General features: G+C 51.5%; 20 protein-coding genes. 10 read left to right on the top strand and 10 right to left on the bottom strand.

The window, feature by feature from the left end:
• Positions 1–56 precede the first annotated feature (56 nt).
• Positions 57–680 carry a CoA pyrophosphatase gene (locus tag KHS78_RS01365; protein ID WP_211824457.1) on the bottom strand — a complete coding sequence of 208 codons (624 nt, stop codon included), beginning with the start codon at positions 678–680 and terminating at the stop codon, positions 57–59.
• A gap of 249 nt (positions 681–929) precedes the next feature.
• On the opposite strand from KHS78_RS01365, the gene KHS78_RS01370 reads away from it, so the two are divergent.
• On the top strand, positions 930–1,460 hold the full coding sequence (locus KHS78_RS01370) for an NUDIX hydrolase (RefSeq protein ID WP_211824459.1): 531 nt from the start codon (positions 930–932) through the stop codon (positions 1,458–1,460).
• 11 nt (positions 1,461–1,471) lie between these two features.
• Here the strand turns inward: KHS78_RS01370 and KHS78_RS01375 are convergent, their stop codons facing one another.
• Positions 1,472–1,783, bottom strand: coding sequence for a YqfO family protein (locus KHS78_RS01375; RefSeq protein WP_211824460.1), 312 nt, complete (start codon positions 1,781–1,783; stop codon positions 1,472–1,474).
• Between the two features lies 1 nt (position 1,784).
• Positions 1,785–2,942: a 1-acyl-sn-glycerol-3-phosphate acyltransferase gene (locus tag KHS78_RS01380; protein ID WP_246505976.1), complete on the bottom strand. Its 1,158-nt coding sequence runs from the start codon at positions 2,940–2,942 to the stop codon at positions 1,785–1,787.
• 266 nt (positions 2,943–3,208) lie between these two features.
• Here KHS78_RS01380 and KHS78_RS01385 point away from each other — a divergent pair, with 266 nt between their 5' ends.
• The 3 genes from KHS78_RS01385 to KHS78_RS01395 are packed head-to-tail and all read left to right on the top strand — an operon-like array spanning position 3,209 to position 4,670.
• Complete coding sequence (locus KHS78_RS01385) at positions 3,209–3,748, top strand: tetratricopeptide repeat protein (RefSeq protein WP_211824464.1); 540 nt, start codon at positions 3,209–3,211, stop codon at positions 3,746–3,748.
• Between the two features lie 21 nt (positions 3,749–3,769).
• A complete protein-coding gene (locus KHS78_RS01390) occupies positions 3,770–4,009 on the top strand; it encodes a putative signal transducing protein (protein ID WP_211824465.1) in 240 nt (79 codons plus the stop codon).
• 7 nt (positions 4,010–4,016) lie between these two features.
• The gene (locus tag KHS78_RS01395; RefSeq protein WP_211824467.1) at positions 4,017–4,670 is read left to right on the top strand and encodes an SOS response-associated peptidase; all 654 of its coding nucleotides are present in this window, start codon (positions 4,017–4,019) and stop codon (positions 4,668–4,670) included.
• A gap of 14 nt (positions 4,671–4,684) precedes the next feature.
• Here the strand turns inward: KHS78_RS01395 and KHS78_RS01400 are convergent, their stop codons facing one another.
• Genes KHS78_RS01400 through KHS78_RS01410 form a run of 3 tightly spaced genes read right to left on the bottom strand, consistent with a single transcriptional unit; the run spans position 4,685 to position 8,283 of the window.
• Positions 4,685–5,857: a serine hydrolase domain-containing protein gene (locus tag KHS78_RS01400; protein WP_211824470.1), complete on the bottom strand. Its 1,173-nt coding sequence runs from the start codon at positions 5,855–5,857 to the stop codon at positions 4,685–4,687.
• The gene (gene dinG / locus KHS78_RS01405) at positions 5,854–7,995 is read right to left on the bottom strand and encodes an ATP-dependent DNA helicase DinG (RefSeq protein WP_211824472.1); all 2,142 of its coding nucleotides are present in this window, start codon (positions 7,993–7,995) and stop codon (positions 5,854–5,856) included. Before dinG ends, KHS78_RS01400 begins: the two co-directional genes overlap by 4 nt.
• Before the next feature lie 9 nt (positions 7,996–8,004).
• Positions 8,005–8,283, bottom strand: coding sequence for a DUF1145 domain-containing protein (locus KHS78_RS01410; protein WP_211824474.1), 279 nt, complete (start codon positions 8,281–8,283; stop codon positions 8,005–8,007).
• 213 nt (positions 8,284–8,496) lie between these two features.
• Between KHS78_RS01410 and KHS78_RS01415 the strand changes: the two genes are divergently transcribed.
• Both KHS78_RS01415 and KHS78_RS01420 read left to right on the top strand, forming a co-directional pair.
• The gene (locus KHS78_RS01415) at positions 8,497–8,985 is read left to right on the top strand and encodes a DUF6231 family protein (RefSeq protein WP_211824476.1); all 489 of its coding nucleotides are present in this window, start codon (positions 8,497–8,499) and stop codon (positions 8,983–8,985) included.
• 10 nt (positions 8,986–8,995) lie between these two features.
• Complete coding sequence (locus KHS78_RS01420; RefSeq protein ID WP_211824478.1) at positions 8,996–9,481, top strand: YchJ family protein; 486 nt, start codon at positions 8,996–8,998, stop codon at positions 9,479–9,481.
• A gap of 114 nt (positions 9,482–9,595) precedes the next feature.
• Here the strand turns inward: KHS78_RS01420 and KHS78_RS01425 are convergent, their stop codons facing one another.
• The gene (locus tag KHS78_RS01425; RefSeq protein WP_211824480.1) at positions 9,596–10,993 is read right to left on the bottom strand and encodes a hypothetical protein; all 1,398 of its coding nucleotides are present in this window, start codon (positions 10,991–10,993) and stop codon (positions 9,596–9,598) included.
• A 368-nt stretch (positions 10,994–11,361) separates the two neighbouring features.
• Here KHS78_RS01425 and KHS78_RS01430 point away from each other — a divergent pair, with 368 nt between their 5' ends.
• A complete protein-coding gene (locus tag KHS78_RS01430) occupies positions 11,362–12,336 on the top strand; it encodes a TAXI family TRAP transporter solute-binding subunit (RefSeq protein WP_211824482.1) in 975 nt (324 codons plus the stop codon).
• A 155-nt stretch (positions 12,337–12,491) separates the two neighbouring features.
• The gene (locus KHS78_RS01435) at positions 12,492–15,101 is read left to right on the top strand and encodes a TRAP transporter permease (RefSeq protein WP_211824793.1); all 2,610 of its coding nucleotides are present in this window, start codon (positions 12,492–12,494) and stop codon (positions 15,099–15,101) included.
• A 97-nt stretch (positions 15,102–15,198) separates the two neighbouring features.
• Here KHS78_RS01435 and dinB read toward each other — a convergent pair whose 3' ends face one another.
• Complete coding sequence (gene dinB / locus KHS78_RS01440; protein WP_211824484.1) at positions 15,199–16,287, bottom strand: DNA polymerase IV; 1,089 nt, start codon at positions 16,285–16,287, stop codon at positions 15,199–15,201.
• A gap of 141 nt (positions 16,288–16,428) precedes the next feature.
• Between dinB and KHS78_RS01445 the strand changes: the two genes are divergently transcribed.
• Both KHS78_RS01445 and KHS78_RS01450 read left to right on the top strand, forming a co-directional pair.
• On the top strand, positions 16,429–17,046 hold the full coding sequence (locus tag KHS78_RS01445) for a lysophospholipid acyltransferase family protein (RefSeq protein WP_211824486.1): 618 nt from the start codon (positions 16,429–16,431) through the stop codon (positions 17,044–17,046).
• A gap of 120 nt (positions 17,047–17,166) precedes the next feature.
• On the top strand, positions 17,167–17,883 hold the full coding sequence (locus KHS78_RS01450; RefSeq protein WP_211824488.1) for a response regulator transcription factor: 717 nt from the start codon (positions 17,167–17,169) through the stop codon (positions 17,881–17,883).
• A 249-nt stretch (positions 17,884–18,132) separates the two neighbouring features.
• On the opposite strand, the gene KHS78_RS01455 is transcribed toward KHS78_RS01450, so the two are convergent.
• The gene (locus KHS78_RS01455) at positions 18,133–19,980 is read right to left on the bottom strand and encodes an ankyrin repeat domain-containing protein (protein ID WP_211824490.1); all 1,848 of its coding nucleotides are present in this window, start codon (positions 19,978–19,980) and stop codon (positions 18,133–18,135) included.
• 300 nt (positions 19,981–20,280) lie between these two features.
• Positions 20,281–23,766 (bottom strand): hybrid sensor histidine kinase/response regulator, encoded by a 3,486-nt coding sequence (locus tag KHS78_RS01460; RefSeq protein ID WP_211824492.1) that lies wholly within the window; start codon positions 23,764–23,766, stop codon positions 20,281–20,283.
• Between the last annotated feature and the right edge of the window lie 65 nt (positions 23,767–23,831).

Genomic DNA, 23,831 nt, shown 5'->3' on the forward strand with positions numbered 1-23,831 from the left:
AGGGATGATTATTATTCTCGGGAAAGAAGTTTACCGGAAAACGGTAGAGAAGGAACTCACGCCTGCTTGCGCCAGATACCACCCTCGACACGCTGCCCACGTTGCTGCGGCACGTCCAACGGAATGCCGGCATTGAGTCCGACGTTAAGGAATTCCACCAGCATAATGGCCGTCAAGCCCCAGATCTGGTAATCGCCATACTGCCAGGCCGGCACAAAAAACGATTGCTGTTTATACCGTAACTCATCGGTACGCAGGCGCTCAGCTTCCAGGAAGAAGGCGAGGGGCACCCGAAAAACACGATCAAGCTCATCCAGGTTGGCATGTAATTTTATGGATTCCGGCACCAACCCCACAAAGGGCGTAACCTTGATACCAAAGCGGGAAATCACCTGTCCGGTACGGCCCAAGACATCCACCGAGTCACCGGGCACACCAATCTCTTCATGGGTTTCCCTGAGCGCGGTCATCTGCAGATCCCGGTCTTCAGGATCACGCTTGCCACCGGGGAAGGCCACCTCACCGCTATGGGTGTTTAATCGCGTAGAGCGACGGGTCAGAATAATTTCAGGGTTATGGGCATTATCCGTAAGGGCAATCAATACGGCCGCTTCAGGAAGCGGTACGGCCAGATCCCTGGGGGAGTGTTCTATCAACTGGTTTCGTATTTGTTTCAACATAATCCGGCATGCATCCTTGCCTTTCGTTGCGACTCCGGGAAAGTCATCCTACTTTCCAATACATTCAGATTACTATATCCCCGGTTCCTACTATTCTCCAGCGACAAATCGCTTGAACGGTCATTCTCTATCGATAAAAGCAATATTAAGGCCAATTATTTCTTTAGACGTGACTTCCCCCTGTCAGGTTCAATCCTGTCTTCACGGAGGGTAGACTGATGCATCGGGGGTAGTCTGGATGATAACGTCATGAATTATTGCAGTCATTGCGGGGCATCGGTTGAGCGGGCCGTACCGGATGGGGATAACCGGGAACGCTATATCTGCCGTGAATGTGGCCTCATACACTACCAGAACCCGAAGATTGTCGCTGGCATACTGCCTTGGCGAGGTGATCAGATCCTGCTCTGCAAACGGGCAATTGAGCCCCGCCGTGGACTCTGGACACTTCCTGCCGGCTTCATGGAACTCGGGGAAACCACCCGAGAAGCCGCCTTACGGGAAACCTGGGAAGAAGCAACAGCCCAGGTCAAACACCCGGAACTTTATCTGGTCTTCAATATTCCTCATATCGATCAGGTCTACATGATCTTTCGAGGCGAACTGGAAAATACAGATTTTGCACCCGGCGAAGAAAGCCTGGAAACCCGACTGTTTTCAGAAGCAGACATTCCCTGGCGGGAACTGGCCTTCTCATCCATCAAAGCCAGCCTGACCCAATACTTCACCGACCGGCGGGATAACCATTTCCCGGTACACATGGAAGATCTGAAACGCTAGATTGCTGACCATTACACAACAGTGATTGGCCAGGCTTCCAGCGCGGGTTGCTCATATGGATGGGCAGCCCGTAACGCGCCAATAACAGCAGATAGATAATGATCCTCTACCACCGTTTCCACTTTCACTTCCGGTACGGTTTCGAGGCATCCCCTCTCACCACGGTAGGGCTGACTGCCAGCTAAAGGGCGAAACTGAGCCGCCCCCTCGCACTGCCAGCAGTATTGATCGTAATCACCCACCCGGCCAGCACCGGCGGCAAAGACCGCGCTCTTAACCTGTTCAAGGTGACTTTCCGGCACAAAGAAACAGAGCTTGTGCATATCAGCTCGACAAATCCCGGTAATGATTGATCACAGGATTCGCGTAAATCTTCAGAAACCAGTCCTGACTGGCCGGCGAACAGGCGTTCAAACGCTCGCTGAACGCACTTCGTTTCTCGTCCAGGTCAATGCCTGAAAACTGCTGTTCCCAACCTGCTATCTTCTGACCACCCTGATGCTCACATAACAGGTCATGGGCAATATAGTTGGAAGGATGCAGGTGGTAGAGGGTATGGATCTGTCTGTCGACTTCCCGCGCCACGTCAACCGCCGAATCAAACTCAGCAGCCAGCGGCTGGCCGAACGACACATGTACATGCCCTTTCCAGCCTTCAATTCCCGTTGCGATGCTCTGGAGATCCTCATCCGTCGCCTTGTCATAGTTCCCCTGGTCCGACCTGACCTGCAACTCATTCGCCTTGCGCTGGTCACAGGGATCATATTCATAGGCAACGGATACCGGCACGATCCTCAGCCTCCCCATGACTTCACCAAGACTGTGGCCTTTGCCTTTCTGACTCATGTACAGCATCTTGATGATGGCGCTGTCGGTTCGGTCGTCACCGTCTTTCGCACGCCCTTCCCGATGCGCAATCCAGACAGAATGACCGGTTTCAATGGAGTGATTCACAAAGGCAGACAGTTTCTGGTAAGCCCCCAATTTTTCCCGCAACGAGACCAGTGACCGTTTTACGATGAAACTCTTGTTCAGCCGCATCAGGTCACTGACGTATGGACGACTCAGCAGGTTATCGCCAATGGCAACCCGCATGGTCTCCATACCCCGGTTATAGAGGCCGTAGTTCACAAAAGCCGAGTCCATCACGATGTCGCGATGATTGCTCAGAAACAGGTAGGACTGACCGGGCTCCAAGGCATCCAGTCCGGTCCAGGTTACGTCGCTGGTCGTTTTTTTCACGACACGCTCAATATAGGGTGCAATCACGTGCTGCAGACCACGCACATCACTGATACCGGCGAGCTTGCGCTGCAAAAGAAAACGGGTCAGCGGACGAAGAAAGCCCCCCAGGGACATCGCCAGGGAGGGATAACTGAAATGCACCAGTGCTGACAGCAGCTGTTGATCCTGTAACAGACGATCCAGTATCGGTCGAACTTCCTGATCACTGTAAGGACGAATATCGTCGAATTGCTCCATTAACACGCAGTCGCTCAAAAATTTATAACTGGATGGCATTATAAACAGATGATCATTCGATTTCTGTATCTGCTGGTTTCGCTTTTGTAAATGCCGCACTCCTCTGTCTGACAAGGGGTAGGCGGTAGTTTATGCTTTTGTATGGGGCTCGCTATCGCTTTCCCGTGTAACAGAGGCAAGCAACAGTAAAAACAGTGTAAACATAGCCTTTAGGCTGCCAGCGAGTATAATCCGGCGTATATAACGTCAAGAATGTCGAGGAAACGATGCAGGTCAAATACGGGGTACTGGCAGCCGCATTACTGGCAGCAATCGCCACCACCGCACCCGCTGAAGAAAAGGCTGCTGAGAAAGGGGATACCCTTGAGGCCATGATCAGCCAAGGGCGCGAGCTACTGTCCAGTGGCAACCAGGAGCAGATGCAACAGGCGATCAGTGAGCTTCAGCAGGCGGCAAAAGCACATTCAGCAGAAGCCAAGCGACTGCTCGGTGAAGCCTACAGCAAGGGACTGGGTGTCGAGAAAAACCTGACCCGCGCCTTTGAGCACTATGCCGACGCTGCCCGCCAGCTGGATCCTGTTGCGCAATACGAAGTGGCCAAAGCCTACTTCACCGGCCAGGGCACAGACGCCAATATGATCTCTGCATACATGTGGGCCACACTGAGCCAGTTGAAAGAATCCTCAGTCAAGGAACAGGCCGTCAAGCTGCGCGATGACATCAGTAAACTGCTGACACCTGAGCAGATTGAAAAAGCCCGCATGCTGTCTGATCAACTGCAGCAGATCTACCTGAATACGCAATAACACGTCACGCGGTATAGGGTCATGATCAAGATATACAGCCCCCGGAATCACCTTGAAGCGCAGTGCCTGAAGGACATGCTGGCCAGCCATCACATCCATGCCCATATTTCAGGCGCCTATCTGCAGGGCGCCGTTGGCGAGCTGCCTGCGCACGATCTCCTGGGACTGCATACCGATCTTGCTGATGCGGATCGTGCCCAGGAGCTGGTCAACGAGTGGCTCAATGCCACTCCCATCATTGAAGACACTCCTGAGGAATGAACCCACCGTGTGCGGACGCTTTACCCTGCTGAGAGACAAGGTGGACTGCCGGCAATTCGGGCTGGATCTCCAGTTCAGTCAGCTTCCACACTACAACATTGCTCCTCGTGACCAGGTCACCCTGATCCGTAACGACCATCAACGAGAATGTGTGACCGCCAGCTGGGGACTGGTGCCCGGCTGGCTAAAAGACCTGTCACGGGCACAAATCAATGCCCGGGCTGACACTATCGCGGAAAAACCCATGTTCCGTCACGCGTTCCGCCAGCGTCGTTGCCTGATACCGGCAGATGGGTATTTTGAGTGGCAGTCGCTGCCTGATCGCAAGCAACCCTGGTATATCCGTAAACGCGACAAATCACTGATGGCCTTCGCCGGCATATGGGAACGCTATCATGCGTCAGACGACGTTTTTTATGACTCCTGCGCTATCATCACGACAACGGCCAACCCCCTAACGGCCAAAGTACACGACAGAATGCCCGTTATTCTACAACCGGAACACTATAAAACCTGGCTCTCCGCTGACAGTGACCCGGCCTCTTGCCAGACACTACTGCAACCCTTGTCGCCAGAGCTTCTGCAACTTTGGCCTGTGTCCACGTACGTGAATAATCCCGCGCATAAAGGACCACAATGCATTGAAGCTATTGCAGGATAATTCCCTGCGATAGTTCAGCCGCCTTCAAAAGCGCGGTAAACAGCATTGACCAATAGCTCAGCCCTTGGATCCACCAGCACATATGGCCCCATCCGGTTGGTAACGAATGCAAATCCGATCTGCCGTTCAATGTCAGCAAATGCCAGTGAACCACCCGCGCCAGTATGCCCAAAGGCATGACGTGACGGCCCAAACCCTGAAAGAGGATGATCCGGCTGGCTTAACATAAAGCCCAGCCCAAATCGGCTGCTGCATTTCAGTACGGTATCGACGCCGCAGACCTGCTCCCGGATTGCTTCCTGCAGCAGCTGATTATCCAGCAATTGCCCGTTACCCGTGGATAGCTGGCCATACACGTTGGCCAACGCCCTCGCTGTTCCATGGCCATTAGCGGATGGAAGCTCCATACGACGCCACTCCGGCCGGTTGGCGCTGGTCAACACACTCATCGGATTGCTGAACGCCCGCGCTGTTACGCCGGTGGGATTACCCGTCATTTCCTTGAACAGCAACTGTGCGGCTTTATCACCACGCACCGGTTCCCCTTTGGTCATCCGGGCAATCAATCCATGATCTTCATCGGGAATACCGAAGAAGAAACTCTCACCCATAGGCGCCATGATATTACGCTGCAGCCAATGCCCCATACGCTCACCAGCCACCCTGTGAAAGAGTTCACCCAGCAACCAGCCAAACGTAATCGGCGCATAACCATGACGGGTACCCGGCTCCCACCAGGGCGACTCCTGCTCTACCCATGCCACCATGGTGGGCCAGTCAAAAAGATCTTCATCAGGAATACGAGGATGAAACGCTGACACCCCCGCGGTATGGGTAAGAATCTGACGAAGCGTGATGGTCTCTTTACCATTCTGACCAAATTCAGGCCAGTAGTTGGCGACAGGCGCATCCAGAGACAAGAGGCCTTCCTGAACCAGGCGCAACATGCAGAGAGTGGCGACCCCCTTGCCACAGGAAAACACATTTACCAGCGTGTCATGGTGCCAGGGCTCCGTACGCTCCTTGTCCATGAAACCACCCCAGAGATCCAGCACCGGTTCACCGGCAACCGTCACAGCCAGCGCGGCACCCAGCTCTTCATCCTCGGAAAAGAGCTGAACAAAGGCTTCACGTACCGATTCAAAACGCAGGTCATGATAACCCCGGACTCCATCTGCCGCTGTCATGCAATCTCTCTCCGGTAAGGGGGCATGGAGTTCAACAACGCCTGCCCGTAACGACGCGTCACCAACCGCCGGTCCATCACCGTGATTCGGCCGGTATCATCCTCCCGGCGCAACAGTCGACCACTGGCCTGAACCAGACGAATGGCTGCATCCGGCACGGCAATCTCCATAAACGGATTACCGCCACGGGATTCAATCCATTCAGACAACGCCGCTTCCACCGGGTCGTCCGGCACGGCAAACGGAATCTTGGCGATGATGACATGCTCGCAGTAGACCCCGGGCAAGTCGATCCCCTCCGCCAGACTGGCCAGACCAAAGATCACGCTTCGACCCTCATCGTCGATGGTTTCCTTGTGTCGCCGAATCAGTTCCTGCTTGGTGTAGTCATCCTGCAGCATCACCCGGTCACGGAACTCGCCCGTCAAACCAAAATAGACTTCACGCATCTGCCGGCGGGAAGAGAACAGCACCAGCGCCCCCCGAACCTCACCAATCAGCGCTGGCAACTGCTCAATGATTTCTTCAGTATGCCCACTGGCATCACCCGGATCTGACCGTAATACCGGTACTGACAGCACCGCAGCATCACCATGGCGGAATGGACTGGGGACAATCTGGCAGTTAGCGTCTTTTGGCAGCCCCGAACGCGTGCGATACCGGTCAAACTTCCCAAGCGCCGTCAATGTCGCCGACGTCACCACCACCCCATAGGCCGTATTCCAGAGATGCTGACGTAAAATCTTGCCTGCAAGAATCAGGCTGCTGGAAACCACCAGGTCCTGGTTGCCATGGTATTCCACCAGCCGTAACCAGCGAGCGGCAGGCGGCTCACCTTCCGGATCAACAATGCTCCACGACTCCCACAACGCCAGGTTGTTCTGCAGACGCAGCAGCATCATGCCGATCACCGGAAACACTTGCTCGGCCTGCAGTCGATCGACGCCGGTCACCTCGTCATCCATCGCTGACTTCAGCTCAGCGACAATGCGATCCGCCAGATCCACCGAGGCACTGAAGCCCGCTTTCAAACGTCCTGCCAGCTCTCGCAGGGGTTCCGGAATCACACCATCAGGAAAACGGTACAGCAGGGTTCTGCCTGATTCCGTCTCTTCTTCCTGACGAAACTCAGCCGCCGACATCAGCGCTTCACGCATAAACTGCTGATCGGTCACCAGTTCTTTGTATTTCCCAGCCAGACGCTCAAACCAGCCGCCAATATCACCCGGCAGCGGATGCTGTGCCAGGATCTTTTCCAGCTGCTTAGTCGACTGTTCCAGCCAGCGACCGGTATCACCCAACCGGGTTTCACAGGCGAAATGATCAATGGCCTTATCGGGCAAATGATGTCCTTCATCGAAGATATATATGCAATCCTTCGGTGGCGGCAGGATCGCCCCACCACCCAGCATCAAATCTGACAGCACCAGGTCATGGTTGGTGACAATGACATCGACCTTATCCAACGCCCCCCGTGCCTTGTAGAACGGGCAGTTGGAAAAATGCGGACACCGGTGACCACTGCACTGGGCATGGGTCGCCGTCAGCTGCTGCCACTGCTCATCATCCACAGCTACCGGCCAACTGTCCCGGTCACCGTCCCAGCGGCTGCCCGCCATGGCGCCGAGCATCTCTTCATAGAGTTTCTGGGCGTCTTTATCCAGGTCAATGGAGAAACCTTCTTCCTGAAACATAGCCATGGTGGCAGAGGCCGCCTGCGTCGATTGCAGCAACAGATCCAGTTTCTGCAGACACAGATAACGGCGACGCCCCTTGGCCAGGGCAAGGGAGAAATCCATACCGCTGTGCTGGCGAATCTCGGGAAGATCTTTGTTGATGACCTGTTCCTGCAGGGCCACTGTTGCTGTCGCGATCACCAGTGTTTTATCCATCGCCTTGGCAACAGGAATCGATGCCAGGCAATAACCCACGGTTTTACCGGTACCGGTACCCGCTTCCACTACGCAGACAGCAGGATCAGAGGTGCGCTTGCCGCTATCGTCCTGGTCAATGGCGCCCAGGGTCTTGGCGATCTCGGCAATCATCAGCTTCTGGCCAAGCCGGGCCTTGAGCTGCTTACCATTCAGAAAAGACGTATAGGCTTTCTGGATCGATGTTTTGATCTCGTTACTGAGCATTCGCGACCGTCAGAGCTCCTGTACCGGCTGCTGACGTAACATCAGCGTCGCCATATGGAAAAAACCGAAGACGAGTATCAGCACACAATCCATCGCAAAACGCTCACTCATGGCACGGATACGCTCACGCCAGATCGCCACCTCAATCGCATGCACCAGCAGAATCAAACCACCGGCAATCAGGAAAATGCTATCGAGAGGGGCCGAAAACGGCATAAAGAAATTCAGGATAACCCCCAGCCAGAAGCCCAGCGTTACCAGTTGACCAAGTGCGAGCATTGCTTTCATGAATGACCTGCAGGAATCAGGAATACAAAGCAGCAGTGTATCGCAACTCCTATTAAAAGACTGTATCTAGATACAGGTAAATCATTGCAGTTTTTGCATAGTATCGGGTGACATTCCCCATTGTGAAACAGCACCTCTCCCCAGACAGGCTGGCTACGGGGCGCGGTTTTGGCGATAATCCGGAAACCGAATATCGGAAACCTTACCAGCAGCATGACCACGCCTGAACACAGCCCCAGTCACGCCATCATCGCCGTACTTGAACAGTATCAACCGGTGAAACTGCTGGTATGCGCGGATGCAATGCCTGCCGTCGTGACCACCTGGCTGGCGCAGAACACGCATTGCGATTGCACACTGATCAGGGATTTATCAGAACTTTCTGATGCGGCGCATTTTGATCTCGCCATCATTGCCGAGCGCCTGGAAAGCCTGGATAAACCGACGGCCATGACACTGGTTGCAGGGCTTCGAAATCGATACAGCGAACGGATCGCCCTGCTGCTTGATCCAGCCTCTGCCGACAACTGGCTGGATACTGATATCTACAGTCTTGGCCTGCGGATCAGCGAACGATTCCAGCGCAATGGCCAAACGCTCTGGTTCTGCACCTACGACATCGCCTCCTACAAAACCACACCGGACTGGCTTAACGCAAAGCACTGGGCCAACCCGGACCATTTTGGCAAATACTGGTGGTAACCACCGTCTTATGACTGAACAACACAACTGCCCCTGCGGTACCGATACCGCTTATGACGACTGCTGCGCCCGCTTTCACCGCGGCGATGCCCGACCGGAAACCGCTGAACGACTGATGCGTTCCCGCTACAGCGCCTGGGCGTTAGGACTGATTGATTACATCATCACCACCACCCGGCCCAACCAACAACGCTACCTGCAACGCAAGGCACTGGAAGACTGGGCTGATGCAACAGAATGGCTGCAACTGGAAATCGTCGATACCGACCAGGGACAAACTGGCGATACCACCGGTGAAGTGGAATTCCGGGCAACCTACCGCTTAAAAGCCAATGGTAAAACCGATGTCCACCAGGAACGCTCTTCGTTTATTAGAGAAGAAGGACAATGGTTTTTCATTGATCCAACCAGTGCAACAGGCACGAATATTGGTAGAAACGACCCGTGTCCCTGCGGAAGCGGAAAGAAATACAAGAAGTGCTGCCTGACCAAGTAAATCAATCATAGATTGATCAGTGCAATTAACACGTACATTGAAGAACGTGTTAACTGCACTGATCACCTTAAATAAGACATGTAAACCATCAATCTCTATATACTGTGATAAACATTAAACTGATGTCGACTTACTTACTCGAGATATTTTAAGGGGAGGATTATTCATATCTTCAATAATTTTATCAAAAACTTTACCTGCCACTACTGGTGTTACTAGCGTGCTATCTGCACACCAACAGAGACGATGCTTTTGCCACTTGATAAAGTCACTGATTTTCTCATGACTGAAAACATCACCACTTTGAACTAAAGACCACTCCTGCTCCTTCCAGGTAGCCAGCAACTGGCAAACCAACCTCCAATCGCACTCGATTTTTTCTTTATCGGCAATACTGTACATTAACAAATGAACGCCTGTATTGTGAAACCTTCGTCTTCTATCTATTGTTTTAAGCTCATTATTGATTACTCCACACACTTTTTCCATATACAAACCATTAACCAATTGAAATCTGAAAAAGTTGCAATAAACCGACTCCAAACGTTGCTGAATAGCACTATTCCAAAGTCTGTCAGGACTCACTCTTTCTTTCTGTTCATTAATCATTTGGCATAACCCCATATTCCAGTTTTCATATGGATAATCAGCCTCAACAGATTCATTGGCGATATCAAATAACTCATCGGCATATTCATCCGTTAACAGGTCAACCTGTTCAAGGCTCTCCAACATCTCCTGGCTGACAACACACTGATCACCGTTCGCTCTCTTAAAGCAGGGATAGCTATCCACTGTACTCCATGATAATTCGACACTTGTATTTTTCATAAACTGTCTAATTAAAATCAGAATTTTTCCATAGTCAGAAACCACATCTCCTTCATGATCCGGAATAGCAATCTCCCTATTTGCAAGTTTATCAGGATGTATTATCCGCAATAGCTCAGAACACTCTTCTTTTACTCTGTAAAAATCGCTACAAAGTTCCAGATCAACAAGTTTCGCAATATAATATCTTGCAATGACCAAGCACTTGGTCTGCTTCTCTTGCAATTCAACCTTCTGAGTCTTTTCAGGAGTTTTCTTCGCAGCTTCACTTATTGATAAGAAAGTAAAAAATACATCATCTACTAATTGATCTATTTTTTTAAAGGATTCAGTCATAGACAACATAACCATCGAAAAACGGACATCTTGAGGAAACACTCCAATACTCTCCACATTAAAAATACTCAACATTTTCAATGAAAACTCAGAAAGAAATATTGGTGATAAATTAATCATCCTTTTTATATCATATAAGGAAAGGGCTTTATCACCTGACTTAGAAAATCTGGAGTAATCCGTAAAATACTCAAGTTGAGCTAATAATGGCTTCTGTTGCTTCCCAAGTCTGTCAGTCTTATCAACCTTGACAAACTGGCCTCCCATATAGCGTACATAACATTGCTTAACGCTCGACTTTATCTTTCGAAGAGCCTGATAAAATGATGTTTCCAATATATGCATACACTGCTCCCCCAGCTGAAGCTGGTAGTTAGTCTCCCCCTTGCATAGACGCTGTTAAACTTTATTAGTTCACGACGAAACACAACGCATTGCCCCCTCAGCATCACACTGAGAATCTTCCAGAAGTGTTTAATACCTGTTAGCATGCGTAACACTACGGATAGCGCCTCGGTCGCACCAGGCTGAAAGCTGGATCTCAGCCCGCCATAACAACAACATCGACACTCATGAGCCATGGGTCGCCGGTGACACAAAAACAACATACCCCACGGCAGGTCGTGTCCTGCACGCCAAAACAACAGACTGCCACCAGTCAAACAGCGTGCGTTCCTGTTGTGGACATTGCTAAAACCTGACAGGGGGAACCTATGTCGATATTCAAGAAAGTCAGCCTTGCTCTTTGTACTGCCGGCCTCGCTGCCGCGGCGGTGAGTGCCCAGGCCGCCGAACGCCAGTTTGTCACCATCGGCACCGGCGGTGTGACCGGTGTTTACTACCCTACCGGTGGCGCCATCTGCCGACTGGTGAACAAGGGTCGCAAGGAACACAAGATCCGCTGCTCCGTGGAAAGCACCGGCGGCTCCATCTACAACATCAATACCATGCGTGGTGGCGAACTGGATCTGGGCGTTGCACAGTCAGACTGGCAGTTCCATGGCCTGAACGGCACCAGCAAGTTTGAAGCCCAGGGGCCGTACAGCGACCTGCGCGCCGTTTTCTCCCTGCACCCGGAACCCTTCACCATCGTTGCCCGTAAAGATTCCGGCATCAAGACCTTTGAAGATCTTAAGGGCAAGCGTGTGAATATCGGCAACCCCGGTTCCGGCCAGCGTGGCACTCTGGAGCAGCTGCTCAAGGAATACAACTGGACCTTTGATGATTTCAAACTCGCCACAGAGCTGAAATCTGCCGAACAGTCCAAGGCCCTGTGTGACAACAAGATTGACGCCTTTGTCTTTGTTGCCGGCCACCCCAGTGGTTCCATCAAGGAAGCCACCACCTCTTGTGAAACCCTCATCGTACCGGTGGAAGGCCCACAGGTGGACGCCCTGCTGGCTGACGCTCCCTACTACCGTAAAGCCACCATCCCCGGCGGCATGTACCAGGGCACACCGGATGACGTCACCACCTTTGGTGTTGCTGCCACGTTCGTCAGCTCTACCAACACCTCACCTGACGTCGTCTACCAGATCGTCAAGTCTGTCTTCAACAACTTCGATGACTTCAAGAAGCTCCACCAGGCCTTTGCGCATCTGAAGAAAGAAGACATGGTGTCACAAGGTCTCTCTGCCCCTCTGCATGAAGGCGCTGAGCGTTACTTTAAGGAAGCGGGCCTGCTGTAAGGTCTGCCTTCCTCTGTCAGCCAACGACTGCCCACGTTGTTGGCTGACAGGTTCTTCCCACCCCATGCTCGCGACCTGCATGACGGGATTTCACCAGGGAAACCGCATCCACAAGACTGCAATCCCTGATGCCAACCAGACAGGCTAACGAGACCATGAGCGACACCAGAACACCCGAGACTGTGCAGTCCACCGCGCAGCAGATTGTCGATGAAGCCGATTCCGGCGCCCGCAGACTGAGCGGACTACCCGGCACCTTATTGCTGGTCACTGCCCTCTGCTGGTCACTGTTTCAACTGTGGTATGCATCACCACTGCCGTTTATTTTTGACTTTTTCATCCTGAATGATACCGAGGCACGGGCAATTCACCTGGCCTTTGCCATTTTCATGGCATTCCTGGCCTGCCCGGCACTGAAACGTTCCCCCCGAAACAAAGTGCCCGCCCAGGACTGGCTGCTGGCACTGGCTGGCGCGTTCAGCGCTGCCTATATTTTCCTGTTCTATGACTCACTGGCCGAACGGGCCGGCGCCCCGATCACGCCAGACCTGATCTTTGCCGGCATCGGGATTCTGTTATTGCTGGAAGCCACCCGACGGGCACTGGGACCACCCCTGATGTGTGTGGCAGCGCTGTTCCTGGTCTACGTGTTCGCTGGCCAGCACATGCCGGAAGTCATTGCCCACAAAGGCGCCAGCCTTAACAAAGCCCTGTCCCATTTCTGGCTGACGACAGAAGGCGTTTTTGGCGTTGCGCTCGGCGTCTCGACCAACTTTGTGTTCCTGTTTGTTTTATTTGGGGCATTGCTGGACCGTGCCGGCGCCGGTCAATATTTTATTCGTGTCGCCTTTTCCCTGCTGGGACACCTGAAAGGGGGACCTGCCAAGGCAGCGGTGGTCTCATCCGGACTCAGCGGCATTATTTCCGGTTCAAGTATTGCCAACGTTGTGACAACCGGTACATTCACTATCCCGTTGATGAAACGGGTAGGCTTTCCCGGTTCCAAGGCGGGCGCCATTGAGGTCGCAGCCTCCACCAACGGACAGCTGACACCGCCCATCATGGGTGCCGCCGCATTCCTGATGGTTGAGTATGTCGGGATTTCTTACCTGGAAGTCATCAAGAGCGCCATTCTACCCGCCGCGATTTCCTACATTGCACTCTTCTATATCGTGCACCTCGAAGCCGTGAAAGCCGGAATGGAAGGCCTTCCCCGTCGAAATAAGCCGGGTCTGCTGCGTTCACTGCTGTCGTTCAGCGGTACCATCCTGGGGCTCTGCATCCTGAGCCTGGCGGTGTATTACGGCATTGGCTGGACCAAGACGGTCTTTGGTGACGCCGCAACCTGGATAGTGGCCTCAGGGGTTCTACTCGCCTACCTGGGATTGACCTGGCTGGCTTCCCGTTCACCGGAAAACCATTTTGAGCAAAACGAGACGGAAGTGCTTGAAATGCCTCCCGTCGGCCCAACGGTACTGAGCGGCCTGCACTTCCTGTTACCCATTGTCGTATTGATATGGTGTATTGCGGTAGAGCGCTTCTCACCAGGGTTGTCAGCCTTCTGGGCGACGGTCTTTTTGATTGGCATTGTCGTGACACAACGCCCTCTGATTACGTTCTTCCAGAAAACCGGTTCCGTGTCAGCGGCGCTGTCAGACGGTATCACTGACCTGCTTCAAGGTCTGGTCAGCGGTGCGCGGAACATGGTGGGCATCGGCGTTGCCACGGCCGCAGCCGGTATTGTGGTCGGCGCCGTAACACTGACCGGTATCGGGCAGGTGATGACGGAATTTGTCGAATTCATCGCCAACGGCAATATCCTGCTCATGCTGATTTTTACCGCTGTTATCAGTCTGTTACTGGGTATGGGATTGCCGACAACGGCCAACTATATCGTGGTATCCACCCTGATGGCGCCGGTCATCGTCACGCTGGGCGCCCAGCATGGCCTGATTGTTCCGCTGATCGCCGTGCATCTGTTCGTGTTCTATTTCGGCATCCTTGCGGATGATACCCCACCGGTCGGACTGGCAGCCTTTGCCGCAGCAGCCATTGCCAAAAGTGATCCAATCCGTACCGGTATCCAGGGCTTTACCTACGACATCCGCACAGCCATTCTGCCGTTCATGTTTATCTTCAACACGGAGCTGCTGCTGATCGGCATTACCAGTATTGGACACCTGGTGCTGGTCGTCACCAGCGCGCTGGCAGCCATGCTGATCTTTGCAACAGCGACACAGGGCTACTGGCTAACCCGAACCCGCTGGTACGAAACCATTCTCCTGCTGGTCATTGCCTTTGTCCTGTTCCGCCCCGGCTTTATCTGGGACCGGTTCTGGCCAGAACGTATAGACCTGCCAGGGACAGCCCTGTATCAACAACTGGAAACGCTGCCTGAAAACACAGACATTCGTTTACGGGTTTCTGGGGAAACTCTGGAAGGGAAAACGGTTGAAAAAACAATCTTTCTGCCAACGGGAAGCGGTTCCGTCAATGAACGACTGGCAACCATGGGACTGGAACTGTTAGAAGACGGCAACAGCCTGTTAGTCGATAACATTGAATTCGGTTCTGCGGCTGAAAAAGCCGGACTGGACTTTGACTGGAAAATTCTGAATGTAGAAACCGACAATACGGAACGCCCTGCCAAGCAGTGGCTCTATTTACCCACACTGTTATTACTGGCGGTACTTTATCTGGGGCAGCGTCGCCGACGCGATCAAAACCGTACACTTGATAGTACAACGGACGCTCTCCCCACCTGATCGGTATGGGCCATCAGGGTATGCCTTATACCCTGATGGCTTCATCGACATGCCGACAAACAGTTACCACATGCCATCATTCAGACAATGAATCGGATCAGGATTCAAACAGTTCCAACTGTGCCTGGGCTTCCGGTGGTTTCAAATCATGAAGCCTGAAACCAACACCCAGCAACCTGACCGGCTTTTCTCTTCGCTCCCAGGCCCTGGTTGCCAACTTGATAAAGTAATCCGGTGAATAGAGTTCTTTCTCGCTTAATGCGCAGAGTTCTTCCAGTGTCGTCTGGGTAAAATCGTTGAACTTGATCTTCACAAACCGTTTTGAAACCGCATACTCCTGCCGGATTTTCTCATAGCGAACCCTCAGCTCATCGAGCACATCCGGCACTTGCTGCTGAACGGCCTCGATATCTGGCAGGTCGTGGTCATAGGTGTTTTCAACTGATAGTGATTTACGCCGCCAGCTGACTTCGACTGGGCGCTGGTCAATACCGCGCGCCAACTCATAAAGCCTTGCGCCAAAACTTCCGAAATGCTGGGTCATATCGACGAGTGAAAACTGTCGCAGGTCTTCACAGGTTTCTACGCCCATACGCTTGAGTCGCGTGGCGGTTGCCTTACCCACGCCGTGTAACTTCCGTACCGGCAACTGCCGCACAAAATCATCTATCTGGTCAGGCGTTACCACGCAAAGGCCATCCGGCTTATTCCAGTCACTGGCAATCTTGGCCAGGAACTTGTTAGGTGCCACACCGGCTGAGACCGTGATACGGGTCGCTTCCTTGACCCGTGCCCGTATCTCACGGGCAATCAGGGTGCCACTGCCATGGCATTTATCGCAATCCGTCACATCCAGAAAAGCCTCATCAAGCGACAGTGGCTCAATCAGGTCCGTGTAATCGGCAAAGATCCGGTGAATGTCGCGAGAGACGGTTTTATATAAATCAAAGCGTGGCTTGAGGATAATCAGGTCAGGGCAAAGCTTGCGGGCGTAGGCCGACGCCATGGCGGAATGGATGCCGAAAGCACGGGCTTCATAGTTACAGGTCGCGATCACCCCGCGTTGATCCGGCATGCCACCTACCGCAACAGGACGCCCCCGGAGATCGGGATTTTCCCGTATTTCAACCGATGCGTAAAAACAGTCACAATCGACATGGATGATTTTTCGTCCGGTATCCTGCATAAACGCCAGCTGCCTGATCACTCACTCGGGCCATTCTATCACCCGTTACCTGAATAAATGTACAGGCTTATACGAATAAGCTTGCCATCCGTCAGGTTCACTATTTTCCCCCATTGACAGAGAACGCTAAGGCACACTTCCATGCGCTTGACGATTTTTGACACGCCGGTCATCAGCCACCTGATGGTATTCATTGCCTGGCTGAGCATGAAACTGACCGGCTGGAAAACCGAAGGGGAAAAGCCCGCCATGAGCCGTTATGTGCTCATCGGCGCGCCGCATACCAGCAACTGGGACTTTCTGCTGTTCATAGCCATTGCCCTGCGTTTTCGCATCAAGCTGTACTGGCTGGGCAAGGCCTCCCTGTTCCGCGGTCCCATGGGGCCGATTATGCGCTGGCTGGGCGGTATCCCGGTGTATCGTGATCGCAACTGCAACCTGGTTTGCCAGACGGTTGCCGCATTCCGCCGCTATCCCCGGCTGGTACTAGCCCTGAGCCCGGAAGGAACCCGCAGCTATGTCAGCGAGTGGAAAACCGGCTTCTACCATATCGCCCGAAAAGCCGGGGTGCCGATCCTGCCCGGTTACCTGGATGCCCGCACCAAGACCGTCGGCCTCGGCCAACCCATTCGCCCCACGGGCAATATTGCCAAGGATATGGCCTGTATCCACCAGTTCTATTCTGCCTTTACCGGCATCCGGCCCGAAGGCTCCAAACCGCCGTCCGTGCCCCTTCATCCCAAGAATGATCCTGCCTGAACCAAGCATTCGACTATATTAGCAATAAAGGAAGGAACCACTCACTGCCAGATCGCTGATAAATTGACGGGCACCGGTCCCGATGGCAATCTGACAACGCGTACAGGAATGGAAGACACCATGGCCCATACGATCATCATTGCCGAAGACCACCCGCTGTTTCGTACCGCGCTGCAGTCAGCCCTGAACCAGGTGCTGGATGATGTCCGAATCATTGAGACCGATACCATCGCCGCCCTGCAACAGGCGCTGGAGGACACTCCGAACCCGGATCTGGTGCTACTGGACTTCCATATTCCCGGTGCCCATGGTTTTTCAGCCCTGATGTTCCTGACCGGCCACTATCCTGATGTTCCGACTCTGGTTATCTCCGCCCGGGAAGAAGAAACCATTATCCTGAAGGCCATTGGCTATGGCGCCTCTGGCTTTATCCCCAAGTCAACACCGCTGGATGTCATGAAGACCGCTATCCAGCAGGTGCTCGACGGAAATATCTGGGCGCCAGCCAACATCGATCTCAACCGGGATACCGACCGGGTCAGCAGTGAGATGGAAGAGAAAATCGCATCCCTGACGCCACAGCAGTTCCGGGTGCTGGGGATGATCAGTGAAGGCATGCTGAACAAACAGATTGCGTTTGACCTGAATGTCTCAGAAGCCACCATCAAGGCCCACGTCACTGCTATTTTCAAGAAACTGGGTGTCCGCAACCGTACCCAGGCCGTGATTGCACTGCAGCAGCTGGAAGTGGATTATGAAGAACCCGATACCCATAGTAACAAAAAGGCTGAAACGCCAAACAATACGGATAATGTTCCTCCGTCGCCAGCACCATAGGCCAGTATACTTTAATAGCTTTTCTCGCCGACCATGCTGAATAATCAGCATGGTCGGCTTGATAATCTCTTCACTCAACACTTGCATTTTGCTATTTACGTCAATACATTATTTTCAGGAAACAAAGCACTATCAAACGTCAACGCATTATCCGCTATCATACTGACATTTATATCGACATGAAAACGCCGATTATATACAACCGGAACAAATCATATTAGCCCAGCATCACTCAAAAAAAAACAAAGGCTATCTCGCCACCATTAATTCATCCGCATATATAAAACTCTTAAACTTTTGCGTTTCAGGCAATGGTAGCAACGTAATGAGTTTATCAATCCTTTTTTCATCAGAAACATTAATCATCAATGATCTCCAGATAACCTTCCTAGACAATTCCTGAAGCATTAATAATTCTTTATGCTCAATTCTCTCATCATCCTCATCTCTTATACTCTTATAGGGTAACAAGTCACAAATTAAAACCATTCTTTTTATATCATTATTTTTAAATCTATAACCCGTCAAAGGCCGCAAAGATGCCATATTTGCCCCAAGAGCAATAAACAGCGCCACCATTGATGGATTATCACCCTTAATTAAGAGATGATGCAGAACTGGCCGGTCATTGGCACTCAACTCATTAACATTAGCCTGCCTATTCAACAAAGCGAGGACACAATTTCTTGATCCGCTTTCCGCTGCAACATGCAAGACCGATTTACCTTCTACGCCATCTTTAACATGGATATCTGCACCGGCATCCATGAGCATTTCAAAGTTATCATAATGTCCCGCTTCAACCGCTAGATGTAACGCGGATCTTTTCCTTTTCCCTGTCAATTGATCAATCTCAGCGCCAGACTCCAACAACAGCTTCAACATCTGAATATAACCTTTACGTGCTGCAATATGTAAACCACTTTCAGTGTCAAATTTCTCACCCCAAAAATATGAACCTAACATCCCACAATCCGCACCTCGATTAAGTAGCAAAGCAGCACATTCGGTGAAATTTTGATCCGTCGCTATATGAAGTGCCGTATAACCAATGGATGCCAAGTTTGCAGTTCGCAGATTAATATCAGCACCAAAGTCAAGTAGCATTTCCAGGCAATCAGTATGTCCTTGCTCTGTTACCAAGTGAATTGGGGCTTTATAAGCTTCATCATTCGGATGATGGATGAATGATGCATAATGGACTTCATTGTCCATTTTATTAATATCAGCCTTATTCTCCAACAAAAGAGCGATATTTCTCATAATCCCACTGACAGATGCGATCTGCAATGCAGTATACCCATACCGTGAGACTAACTTATTATATGATTGAGCAAGCATAGCTCTAAAATCATCGGTATTAGCCGATTTAAGCTCAGCAAGCATGTTAGTTAGCCCGTCACCACTCTTAGGGCATACTTCATACCTTTCGGAATTAATATCAAAAAACAAGCGGTGCATGTGAAGCGCATAGCGCATACAGGTCTCATCCTCTTGCATGGCTGCCAAGTGGATAGGCGTTTGCCGTTTACAAAATGTATGTACTATGCGACCTTGCTGTTTATCTTCAAGAACACTGTCTATTAAAAAAAACGAATGCCACATAGGATTAATAACATTTTTAACATACCAGTTATTCATGGCAAACAATTTAAGGCTCATAAGACATAAAACTGGAGTCAAAAAGTATAAAGTAGAATATCTTAATGATGGCGACCCTATAAAGTGCTTACCCAAACCACTAACAACAATCCCACTCCCCATAGCCATGAGAGTGACATCCATTAAGGTAGCAGTGTTTAAGAAATTTAAAAATTGCACCTGGATCCGATAAGACACCAGAGAGTTAAATAAATAGGGCGCACAGGCAACAATGGCTATGGATCTAACTGACAGTTTAGAAGCAGGATTGATAGCTTCCTTAATTCCAGTGACATCAATACCCACAGCCAGACTACACAAGCTGTTAATTCCAACTATTTTAATGCGTGCAGAACAAACCGCACGATGATGCCACTGCCAATAAACAGCATGATCATCAATAACTTTTCTGGGAGCCCATCTAAAACAATCCCTTACCCTTGACATCAACCCCATAAGAAAAACCCAATCAAAAACGATACTCAACCCAATTTAAAAACATACACATTATGCAACCAACAGAAACTACATTAAATGCTTACTTTCCAGAAATAGCTGGCAAATGATCATATCTGAGACAGCATTCCAACTTAACCATCGATAACTAATACGTTAGATTCAACAACTAAATGCCATCTAACTGATTTATTAATTATGAACGCTCATTTAATAATCTAGAACCCTGACAACAATCATAGTATGTGCCTCTCTCCCAAACGGATAGGGCACATCACAATCACAAGGTATCTAATGCGTTCAAGTCACCAGCTCACGATCACGTAAGGCTTCTGTTCTATCCCGTAACAACCGGCTGAGAAGTGCCCGCAAAGCAGCCGGTTTAAGTGGTTTAGACAGGTAGCGCACATCCATACCCTTCAACTGTTCCCGCAACTGGGCCGAACCATCCGCCGTTATCATGACCGTTGGTACAGACAAATCGGCTTTCTGGCGTAGATCCCGGATCAAATCCACCCCATTACAGCCATTATCCAGATGGTAATCCACCAATATGGCATCCAGGGTATGCGTCAAATGCCTTTGAGCACTCTCTGAATCAACGGCCGTTAACACCCTGCAACCCCAGCGCTCCAACAATTCCCGCATGCCTTCCAGGATTGTGAGATCATTATCAATGCAGAGAATGGTACGACCTGACATCATATCGCCCTGATTAACAGCCAACGTTGATGCGGCAATCTCACTCGTCGGCATGATGCTCCGCTGCCCCAATGGCACCACGATAAAAAATACCGAGCCCTGACCGGGGTGAGATTTCAGCCCGATCTCACACTCCAGGACGCTGGCAATCCCCTGTACGATCGCAAGACCCAGACCAAAGCCCTGCGACACATGCCCGTCCAACCGTTGAAACGCATTAAAAATTTGCGCTTGCCGCTCTTCAGGAATCCCGGGACCGTTATCCCTGACCTCAATCCTGAGATAATTTCCCTGCCGTCTACATCCCAGTATCACCCTGCCTGCCGGCGCATAACGGATGGCGTTGGAAAGAAAGTTCTGCAATACCCGGCGCAGAAGTTTTCGGTCACTGTAGACACTGTAATGACCGGCCCAGTTGTGAACGACAACGCTCTGGCTTGCGGCCACACCCTGGCATTCCACCATCAAGGGCTCGAAGAGATCAGTCACAGTGAAAGCAGAGAATGACGGCTTGAACTTGCCGGATTCAAGGCGAGACAGATCCAGCAAATCATTAATGATCTCTTCTGCGGAGCGTAGAGACGTTTCAATATGGCCCGCAAGCCGAGCCTCGTCACTGCCCCTCCCGGATTGCTCCACCTGCTCTGATAATGTTGCAGAGAACAAGCGTGCTGCATTGAGCGGCTGCATCAGGTCATGACTGATGGTGGCAAAAAAACGACTACGATCGTGATTAGCCTGTTCCGCCTGCTGCTTGGCCCTGCGCAGCGCCGTGTTTGCAGATTCAAGATCCTGTGTTCGATCAGATACCCGTTGTTCCAGGCTCTCATTCATCTCCTTCAACGCCTGCTCGACTCGGCGGAAACCCGTGATGTCCGTAAAACTCATGACAAAACCACCGCCAGGCATAGGATTCCCCTGCATCTGAATGACACGACCATCGGCACGGACACGCTCGGAACGATGGGCATTCCCCTGCTCCATCTGCCTCACCCGTTTTCTGACGTGCGCTTCAATATCACCGGGGCCACACAATCCCTGCGTCGCATTATGCCGAATGATCCCTGACACATGCCGACCTATACGAATAAGTCCATCCGAGTAATCAAATAGCGTGAGGTACGTCTGATTCCAGGCGACCAGTCGCAACTCACGATCTACGACACTGATCCCCTGGCTGACGTTCTCCAGCGCCCCCTGCAACAGTTCCCGGTTGAACCGCAAGACAGACGACGACTCGCCAATGATAGTCTCCACATCATCCAGCCCCATTGCATCACCGGACAATGCGCTGCGCATGACCACCCGGGCAGATGACCCCCCCAGCACCCGCGCCAGTAAGCGCTCCGTAAAATCAATCAATGCCTGAGTCGCTTGCTGCTCCCGCAAGGCAGGCTGGGCATATCCTGCAAAGGATGAGAAGGCAGCGGTTGTTTTATCCTGTCCAATAAAGCGGGCCGCCAGCGTTTCAAGTTCAGCAACCGTAACTCTTGGCAACCGCTCCATTTCTTCAGGCAAGGCAGTACCCACAAAAGCGGCGGCTTGTTGTCGCTCCATCAACGTCGGCCGAAACCAGAAAGAACCCAGGATAAAGGCAATCAGGTTACCTCCCAGGCTCAACAACATGCCCCATGAGGATGAACGCCATTGACCAACATCAGACACATTGCCATCGATGAAACCCGTCGTCTGGAGTACCGGTAAAACCAGGGTGTAAAGCCATATAAACATTCCAACTAAAAGGCCTGACAGTACCCCCATGCGGTTACTCTCTCGCCACACCAGCCCACCGATTAAGGCAGGTGCCAACTGGGCAACAGCCGTAAATGAGAGGTAACCGATAGATGCCAGAGACTGTCCCTGCTCCAACAACCGATACATAAGATAAGCGAGGAGAAGAATAACCAGTATCAGGCTGCGACGAAGACTCAACAGCATACCTTTCAACTGGGAAAAATCTTTACCTGCAAAGGACTGGCGGCGGACAAGCAAAGGAACGATCAGTTCATTGCTGATCATAATAGTCAGTGCAATGGTTGCCACGATCACCATGCTGATCGCCGCTGACGCTCCCCCAACAAAAGCCAGCATAGCCAACCATTCCTGCCCCATGCTTAAGGGCAGGCTGATCACATAAGTATCAGGCAATACTCCCTCAGGCAATAAATGCTTTCCTGCCATAGCGATAGGCAAAACAAAGATACCTGCAAGTACCAGATAGACAGAAAATACCCGCCGTGCCAGCTTAAGATGACCAATATCAGCGTTCTCCACCACCATGACATGGAACTGTCTCGGCAGACAAAGAAAGGCAGCCATGCTGAGAAGAATGTGGGGCACCAGGGAAAAAACATGGAAATTAGAGACATTGGCCTGTGAAGCAACACTATTCTGCAAGAACGGCCATGGCTGTGCTGAATCACCAAAACAGGCATAAACAACGAAAACACCAACACCGATAAATGCCACAAGCTTGATGACCGATTCCACCGCTATCGCCAACATGACACCATGATGATGTTCTGTCGCATCAAGATGACGGGTACCAAACAACACGGTAAAGGCTGCAAGTACCAGGCTGACAATCAGCGCTGTATCATGACCGGATCGGTTGAATGAATCACTGACAGTGAGTAAACCGCTGTCGGCTGACAACAGGGTATATCCCATGACAATGGCTTTCAGCTGTAATGCGATATACGGCAGAATACCAAGCAAGAGAATCACGGTTGCTACGGCGGCCACCAGTCGAGACTTGCCATAACGTGCAGCCAGGAAATCAGCAATGGACGTAATGCTCTGTTGCTTGCTGATCAGAATCATTCGGGTCAGCAAACGCCGTAACAGGATGAAAACCAGAATCGGCGCCACATAGATTGGCAGAAAAGACCAGGGCGCCAGTGCCGCCTGCCCCACCGCACCAAAAAACGTCCATGACGTACAGTAAACGGCTAAAGAAAAGCTGTATATCCAGGGCTGCCAGCGCCGAGAGAGAATATGGCTATTCCTGTCCCCATACCAGGCAACCGCAAACAACGCACCGACATAGAAAAGAGATACCAGTGCAATCAATACACCTGACATACTACTCCCTGACTGCCAGATTAAATCGCGTGTCATTGTTATGACAGTCAGGTTAACGCTATCAG

The organism is Kistimonas asteriae, from assembly GCF_018263925.1.
GTDB classification, from domain to species: Bacteria; Pseudomonadota; Gammaproteobacteria; order Pseudomonadales; family Endozoicomonadaceae; genus Kistimonas; species Kistimonas asteriae.